Annotated in this window: 6 protein-coding genes; 5 read left to right on the top strand and 1 reads right to left on the bottom strand. The window is 69.0% G+C overall.

Translation table 11 applies throughout. The features are described 5' to 3' along the window. Position 1 precedes the first annotated feature (1 nt). On the bottom strand, positions 2–991 hold the full coding sequence (locus ACFWPJ_RS18170; RefSeq protein ID WP_378852755.1) for a heme o synthase: 990 nt from the start codon (positions 989–991) through the stop codon (positions 2–4). A gap of 442 nt (positions 992–1,433) precedes the next feature. Between ACFWPJ_RS18170 and tkt the strand changes: the two genes are divergently transcribed. Genes tkt through pgl form a run of 5 tightly spaced genes read left to right on the top strand, consistent with a single transcriptional unit; the run spans position 1,434 to position 7,979 of the window. Beyond that, positions 1,434–3,575: a transketolase gene (gene tkt / locus ACFWPJ_RS18165; protein WP_378852753.1), complete on the top strand. Its 2,142-nt coding sequence runs from the start codon at positions 1,434–1,436 to the stop codon at positions 3,573–3,575. A 5-nt stretch (positions 3,576–3,580) separates the two neighbouring features. After that, the gene (tal, locus tag ACFWPJ_RS18160) at positions 3,581–4,717 is read left to right on the top strand and encodes a transaldolase (protein WP_378852751.1); all 1,137 of its coding nucleotides are present in this window, start codon (positions 3,581–3,583) and stop codon (positions 4,715–4,717) included. Between the two features lie 4 nt (positions 4,718–4,721). Further along, a complete protein-coding gene (zwf, locus tag ACFWPJ_RS18155) occupies positions 4,722–6,296 on the top strand; it encodes a glucose-6-phosphate dehydrogenase (protein ID WP_378852749.1) in 1,575 nt (524 codons plus the stop codon). Further along, positions 6,293–7,201, top strand: a complete 909-nt coding sequence (opcA, locus tag ACFWPJ_RS18150) for a glucose-6-phosphate dehydrogenase assembly protein OpcA (protein WP_378852757.1) — start codon at positions 6,293–6,295, stop codon at positions 7,199–7,201. Before zwf ends, opcA begins: the two co-directional genes overlap by 4 nt. Beyond that, a complete protein-coding gene (gene pgl / locus ACFWPJ_RS18145) occupies positions 7,194–7,979 on the top strand; it encodes a 6-phosphogluconolactonase (protein WP_378852747.1) in 786 nt (261 codons plus the stop codon). The genes opcA and pgl overlap by 8 nt, the downstream gene beginning before the upstream one ends. Positions 7,980–8,037 lie beyond the last annotated feature (58 nt).

The following is an 8,037-nucleotide window of genomic DNA, read 5'->3' as shown; positions in this document are numbered from 1 at the left end:
ATCAGAGCCCGACGGGGCTACCCAGTGTGGTCCAGCCGAGCACCGAGTCGACAGCCAGACCACAGAACACCACCGCCAGGTAGTTGTTCGACTGCAGGAACAACCGCAGCGGCTTCACCGACTCACCACGCCGCACCCCGGCGTAGAGCTGATGCGCCATCAGCAGGAACCACGCACCGGCCACCAGCGCGACAGCGGCGTAGATGACACCGGTCGCCGGGACGAGGGCGAGCGTGGCCAGCACGGTCAGCCAGGTGTAGATGACGATCTGCTTGGTGACGACCTGCTCGGTCGCGACCACCGGCAGCATCGGCACCCCGGCCGCCCGGTAGTCCTCCTTGTAGCGCATGGCCAGCGCCCAGGTGTGCGGCGGCGTCCAGAAGAAGATGACGGCGAACAGCACGATCGCGGGCCAGCCGATGTTCCCGGTGACCGCGGACCAGCCGACCAGGGCGGGCATGCAGCCAGCGGCTCCGCCCCACACGACGTTCTGCGAGGTCCGGCGCTTGAGGCCCTTGGTGTAGACGAAGACGTAGAACAGGATCGTCGCGACGACCAGCACGCCGCTGAGCAGATTGGCCTGCCACCACAGCCACGCAAACGAGATCGCGCCCAGTGCCACACCGAAGACGAGCGCGTGCCTGGTCGGCACCGCGTCGCGGGCCAGCGGGCGCCGCGCGGTCCGCTTCATCACCTTGTCGATGTCGGCGTCGGCGACACAGTTGAGGGTGTTGGCGCTGGCCGCGCCCATCCAGCCACCGAACAGGGTGACCAGGATCAGCCGGATGTCGACGGTGCCGCGGTCGGCCAGCAACATCGTCGGGATGGTGGCGACGAGCAGCAGCTCGATGACACGCGGCTTGGTGAGCGCGATGTAGGCGAGCGGCTTGCGCAGTACCTTGGAGACGAGACCGTCCCCGGTGAGGCGATCGGCCAGTGCCGTCGAGGAATTGTGCGCACCGCTACTACCCGGCTGGGGATCGATCCGCACTGTTTCTCCTCGCACACTGTGCTTCGCATCCGGCATTGGAACCAGTAGCGCGCGGCTGCGGCGCGGCCACTACTACAGACGATGGTAGACCCACGCCGGTGCCGCTCCACGCCAGGGCCCTGCCACCGTGGGCACGGTCACTGCCGCTCACACGGCCGTCACGAGGCCCCACCCCCCGGTGAACCGGCATCGACATGCAGGTGAACGGCACCGCGGACCCCCCACCGCGCTGCCCGCCGATCGATGCCGCCCACACCGGGAGACGACGCCCAGGTCCGCACTACACTCACAACCAGGGTTCGCGCCGGTCCCACCGAGCACCACCACTAGGGTGTGGATGTACATCGGTACGCACCCACGGCCGCGTGCGGTCCGCATCCGACACCATCGCAGCTGCCATGTATCGCCGTCGACGAAACCACAGGTCAGGAGAACCACGGTCGTGTCAGTCACAGACGACATTCGCGCCCTCACTCAGCGGAACTACCCCAGCGACTGGACGGACCTCGACACCAAGGCCGTCGATACCGCCCGCGTCCTCGCCGCCGATGCCGTGCAGAAGGCGGGCAACGGGCACCCCGGTACCGCGATGAGCCTCGCGCCGGTCGCCTACACCCTCTTCCAGCGCACGATGCGCCACGACCCCGCGGAACCGCGCTGGGTCGGCCGCGACCGGTTCGTGCTGTCCTGTGGGCATTCCAGCCTCACCCTCTACATCCAGCTCTACCTGGCCGGTTTCGGCCTGGAGCTGACCGACCTCGAGCACCTGCGCCAGTGGGGTTCGCTGACCCCGGGCCACCCCGAGTTCCGGCACACCGACGGCGTCGAGATCACCACCGGCCCGCTGGGCCAGGGCCTGGCCTCCGCGGTCGGCATGGCGATGGCCGCCCGTCGTGAGCGTGGCCTGTTCGATCCGGAAGCGGCGCCGGGCACCAGCCCGTTCGACCACTTCATCTACACCATCGCCTCCGACGGCGACCTGCAGGAGGGCGTCACCGCCGAGGCCTCCTCGATCGCGGGCACCCAGCAGCTGGGCAACCTCGTGGTGATCTACGACGACAACGAGATCTCCATCGAGGACGACACCGACATCGCCTTCACCGAGGACGTCGCCAAGCGCTACGAGGCCTACGGCTGGCATGTGCAGATCGTCGAGGGCGGCGAGGACGTCGTGGCGATCGAGGCGGCCATCGAGGCGGCCAAGGCGGTCACCGACAAGCCGTCGATCATCATCCTGCGCACCATCATCGGCTTCCCCGCTCCGAACAAGATGAACACCGGTAGCGCGCACGGCGCGGCGCTGGGCGCCGACGAGGTCGCCGCGGTCAAGAAGGCGCTCGGCTTCGATCCCGAGAAGTCCTTCGACGTCGACCCGGCCGTCATCGAGCACACCCGCCAGGCCCTGGCCCGCGGTGCCGAGGCCAAGGCGAAGTGGCAGCTGGACTTCGACAAGTGGGCCGAGACGAACCCGTCGAACAAGACCCTGTTCGACCGCCTGCAGACCCGCTCGCTGCCCAAGGGCTGGGTCGAGGCGCTGCCGACCTTCGAGACCGACCCGAAGGGCATGGCCACCCGCAAGGCCTCCGGCAAGTTCCTGGCGTCCGTCGCCGACGAGCTGCCCGAGCTGTGGGGCGGTTCGGCCGACCTGGCCGAGTCCAACAACACCACCATGCCCAACCAGCCGAGCTTCGGCCCCGAGTCGATCTCGACCGGCATGTGGAAGGCGCAGCCCTACGGCCGCACCCTGCACTTCGGTATCCGTGAGCACGCGATGGGCTCGATCCTCAACGGCATCGCGCTGCACGGCCCGACCCGCCCGTACGGTGGCACCTTCCTGGTGTTCTCCGACTACATGCGCCCGGCCGTTCGCCTGGCCGCGCTGATGCGGGTGCCCGCCATCTACGTCTGGACCCACGACTCCGTCGGTCTCGGCGAGGACGGCCCGACCCACCAGCCGGTCGAGCACCTGGCCGCGCTGCGCGCGATCCCCGGCCTCAATGTCGTGCGCCCCGGCGACGCCAACGAGACCGTGCACGCCTGGCGCACCATCCTCGAGCGCGACTCCGACGAGCACATCTCGCACTTCAAGACCTTCGACGCCCCGCACCAGGACGGCCCGTCCGCGCTGGCGCTGACCCGTCAGGACATCCCGACCCTGGAGGGCACCAGCTACGAGGGTGTCAAGAAGGGTGGCTACGTGCTGGCCGAGGCCTCCACCGGGACCCCGCAGGTCATCCTGATCGGCACCGGTTCCGAGCTGCAGCTCGCGGTCGCCGCGCGCACTACCCTGGAGGAGCAGGGCATCCCGACCCGCGTGGTCTCGATGCCGTGTGTGGAATGGTTCGACGCGCAGGAGCAGGGCTACCGCGACGAGGTGCTGCCGCCTTCGGTGCGTGCCAGGGTGGCCGTCGAGGCCGGTATCGCGATGCCGTGGCACCGGTTCGTCGGTGACGCGGGCGAGGTCGTCGGCATCGATCACTTCGGTGCCTCGGCCGACTTCAAGACCCTGTTCCGCGAATTCGGTATCACCGCCGATGCCGTCGTCGCCGCCGCACTGCGTTCGACCGACAAGGTGAAGGGGTAAAACCAATGGCACAGAACGAGAATCTCGCCGCGCTCTCGGCCGCGGGGGTCTCGGTGTGGCTCGACGATCTGTCCCGTGATCGGATCAAGTCCGGCAATCTCGCCGACCTGGTCGCGACCCGCAGCGTCGTCGGTGTCACCACGAACCCGAGCATCTTCCAGGCCGCCATGAGCAAGCGCCACGACTACGACGGTCAGCTGAAAGAGCTTGCCGCCCAGGGCGCCGACGCCGACGCCGCGATCCGCACCATGACCACCGACGACGTGCGCGCCGCCTGCGACGTGCTCGCCCCGGTGTTCGAGGCCACCGGTGGCGTCGACGGCCGCGTGTCGATCGAGGTCGACCCGCGTTTCGCCTTCGACGCCGACAAGACCGTCGCCCAGGCGATCGAGCTGTGGAAGATCGTCGACCGCGACAACCTGTTCATCAAGATCCCGGCCACCGAGGCGGGCCTGCCCGCCATCACCGCCGTGATCGGCGAGGGCATCAGCGTCAACGTGACGCTGATCTTCTCGGTGCCGCGCTACCGCGCGGTGATGGGCGCCTACCTCGACGGTCTGCGCAACGCCAAGATCGGCGGCCACGATCTGGCCAAGATCCATTCCGTCGCTTCGTTCTTCGTCTCCCGCGTGGACACCGAGATCGACAAGCGCCTGGACGCGATCGGCACACCGGAGGCGCTCGCGCTGCGTGGCAAGGCAGGCGTCGCCAACGCCCGGCTGGCCTACGCCGAGTACCAGGACGTGTTCGACGGTGGGGCGCACACCTCCACCTACAACCACCTGGCCGCGCAGGGCGGCAACCGCCAGCGTCCGCTGTGGGCGTCGACCGGGGTGAAGAACCCGGACTACGCCGACACCCTGTACGTCACCGAGCTGGTGGGCCCGAACACGGTGAACACCCTGCCGGAGAAGACGTTGCAGGCCTTCGCCGATCACGGCGAGGTGCTCGGTGACACGCTCAGCGGCCGGGCCACCGAGGCCGCGCAGGTCTTCGCCGACCTGGCGGCGGTCGGCATCGACCTCGACGATGTGTTCGCGCTGCTCGAGCGCGAGGGCGTCGACAAGTTCGAGTCGGCGTGGAACGAACTGCTCGAAGCCACCACCGGCGAACTGCGCACCGCGGCGGCGGGGGGCAACTGACCCGATGGCCGGCACAGCATCGACGGATCGGGCGGCGGGGCTGTGGCATAACCCGCTGCGCGACGAACGAGACAAACGGGTTCCCTTCATCGCGGGACCCTGCTGCATGGTGATCTTCGGTGTCACCGGAGATCTGTCCCGCAAGAAGCTGATGCCGGCCATCTACGACCTGGCGAACCAGGGGCTGTTGCCCCCTGGTTTCGCCCTGGTCGGGTTCGCCCGGCGTAACTACGCCGACGAAGACTTCGCCGCCGTCGTCCTGGACGCGGTGAAGCAACACGCACGCACCCCCTTTCGCCAGGAGGTCTGGGACCACCTGGCCGAAGGCCTGCGGTTCGTCCAGGGCAGTTTCGACGACGACGCGGCCTTCGCGACCCTCGCCGACACCCTGCGGACCCTGGACGCGACCCGCGGCACCGGCGGCAATTACGCCTTCTACCTGTCGATTCCGCCGAACATGTTCCCGGTGGTGCTCGACCAGCTCTCCGAGCACAAGCTGGCCCAGCCGGTCGGCACCGACGCCGACGGCTACCTGCCGTGGCGGCGGGTGGTGATCGAGAAGCCCTTCGGGCACGACCTGGCCAGCGCCAAGGAACTCAACGCGCTGGTCAACCGGGTCTTCCCGGAGGAGCAGGTCTTCCGCATCGATCACTACCTCGGCAAGGAGACGGTGCAGAACATCCTGGCGCTGCGCTTCGCCAACGAGTTGTTCGAGCCGCTGTGGAACGCCAACTATGTCGACAGCGTGCAGATCACCATGGCCGAGGACATCGGCCTGGGCGGGCGCGCGGGGTATTACGACGGGATCGGCGCCGCGCGTGACGTCATCCAGAACCATCTGCTGCAGCTGCTGGCGCTGACCGCGATGGAAGAGCCCACCTCCTTCGAGCCGGAGCAGCTGACCACCGAGAAGATCAAGGCGCTCTCGGCGACCAAACTCGTCGCGCCACTGGACGAGACGACCGCGCGCGGCCAGTACACCGAGGGCTGGCAGGGCAGCGAGCAGGTGGTCGGCCTGCACGAGGAGGACGGTTTCGACCCGCAGTCGCGGACCGAGACCTACGCCGCGATCACCCTGCACGTGGAGAACCGCCGCTGGGCCGGTGTCCCGTTCTACCTGCGCACCGGAAAACGCCTGGGCCGCAGGGTCACCGAGATCGCGGTGATCTTCAAACGCGCGCCGCACCTGCCGTTCGACCAGACCATGACCGAGGAACTCGGGCAGAACGCGCTGGTCATCCGGGTGCAGCCGGACGAGGGCATCACCCTGCGCTTCGGTTCCAAGGTGCCGGGCTCGGGCATGGAAGTGCGCGATGTGAACATGGACTTCAGCTACGGCGAGGCGTTCACCGAGTCCTCCCCCGAGGCCTACGAGCGGCTGATCCTGGACGTGCTGCTCGGGGTGCCCTCGCTGTTTCCGGTCAACGCGGAGGTCGAATTGTCCTGGCGCATCCTCGATCCCGTGCTCGAGCACTGGGCGGCCGAGGGCAAGCCCGAACCCTACGAGGCGGGCACCTGGGGTCCCACCTCGGCCGATGAGATGCTCGCGCGCAGCGGGCGGGAATGGCGGCGTCCGTGATCGTCGACATGCCCGACACCACCACCGTCGAGGTCGGCAAACGGATGGTGCAGCTGCGCGAGACCAACGGCGTGATCACCCAGGGCCGGGTGCTTACCCTGGTGGTCTGCACGCTGGATTCCTCCGAGGCCGAGGACGCGATCGACGCCGCCAACGACGCCAGCCGCGAACACCCGTGCCGCGTGATCGTGCTGGCCCGCGGCGACCGCGACGCCGATACCCGCCTCGACGCCCAGATCCGGGTCGGCGGTGACGCCGGTGCGGCCGAGGTGATCGTGCTGCGCCTGCAGGGCCCGCTGGTGAACCACGAGAGCAGCGTCGTCACGCCGTTCCTGCTGCCCGACACCCCCGTGGTGGCGTGGTGGCCGCGTGGCGCGCCGGAGTTCCCGTCGCTGGACTCGGTGGGCAAGCTGGCCAAGCGCCGGATCACCGACGCCACCTTCGCGCCCGATCCGCAGGCCGCCATCAAGAAGCGCCGCGACTCCTACGCGGTGGGCGATACCGACCTGGCGTGGAGCCGGATCACCTACTGGCGTGCGCTGCTGGCCGCGGCACTGGACGAGCCGCCGTTCGAGCCGGTCACCGCGGTGACCGTGTCCGGGCTGGCCAGCGAGCCCGCCCTGGACACGCTCGCCGGCTGGCTGGCTTCGCGTCTGAGTTGTCCCGTCGTCCGCAGGACGGGTGAGCTGCGGGTGGAGCTGCACCGCGGCACGGATTCGATCGCCATCAGCCGCCCGCAACTAGGAAGAACAGCAACGCTGACCCGCACCGGTGAACCCGATCAGCGCATCGCGCTGGCGCGCCGGGAAACTCGCGACTGCCTCGCCGAGGAACTGCGCCGGCTCGATGCCGACGAGATCTACGCCGAGGCACTCGCCGGAATCGAGAAGGTGACCTATGAGTGACCACATCGACGTGCACGACGAGCTCGGTGCCGAGTTCCCCGCCAATACCGTCGAGGTCCACGACGACGCCGACGGTCTGGCCGATGCCGCCGCCGAACGATTCGTCGACGTGATCGTCGCGGCCCAAGCAGAACGAGGCACCGCCTCGGTGTCGCTGACCGGCGGCAGCGACGGCATCCGCCTGCTCGAGCGGGTCCGGCAGAATCCGGGCGCCATCGACTGGTCCAAGCTCTACGTCTACTGGGGCGACGAGCGCTTCGTCCCGGCGGACGACCCGGATCGCAACGAACTCCAGGCCAGGCAGGCGCTGCTCGACTTCGTCCCGCTCGACCCGGCCCACGTCTTCCCGATCGCTGCCTCCGACGGCACCTACGGCTCCCCGGAGGCAGCGGCCGCCGCCTATGCCCAGGCGATCCACGCCGAGCTCGACGAGCGCGGCGAGATCGACCTGACGGTTCTCGGCATGGGTCCCGAAGGCCACATCGACTCCCTGTTCCCGCACTCCCCCGCCATCCGGGAACAGCACGATTACGTTGTCGCCGTGCATGATTGCCCGAAGCCGCCGCCGACCCGGGTCAGCCTGACCCTCCCGGCGATCCACCGTTCCCGCCACGTGATGCTCGTCGTCAGCGGCACCGGCAAGGCCGCCGCGGTCGCCGCCGCCGTCAACGGTGCCTCCCCCGACGATGTCCCGTCGGCGGGCGCCGTCGGCATCGAGTCGACGACCTGGGTCGTCGACGAGGCGGCCGCCGCCGACCTGCTGCTCGACGAGGAATAGACGCCGGACGAAGGGCCCGGCCCCGACGGGGGCGGCCCGTTGGCCTGCCGGGCCCCAC

This window comes from Nocardia sp. NPDC058497, from assembly GCF_042720195.1.
Classification (GTDB): domain Bacteria; phylum Actinomycetota; class Actinomycetes; order Mycobacteriales; family Mycobacteriaceae; genus Nocardia.
The sequence above is the reverse complement of the archived record's forward strand: the minus strand, read 5'-3'. Positions and strand labels throughout refer to the sequence as shown.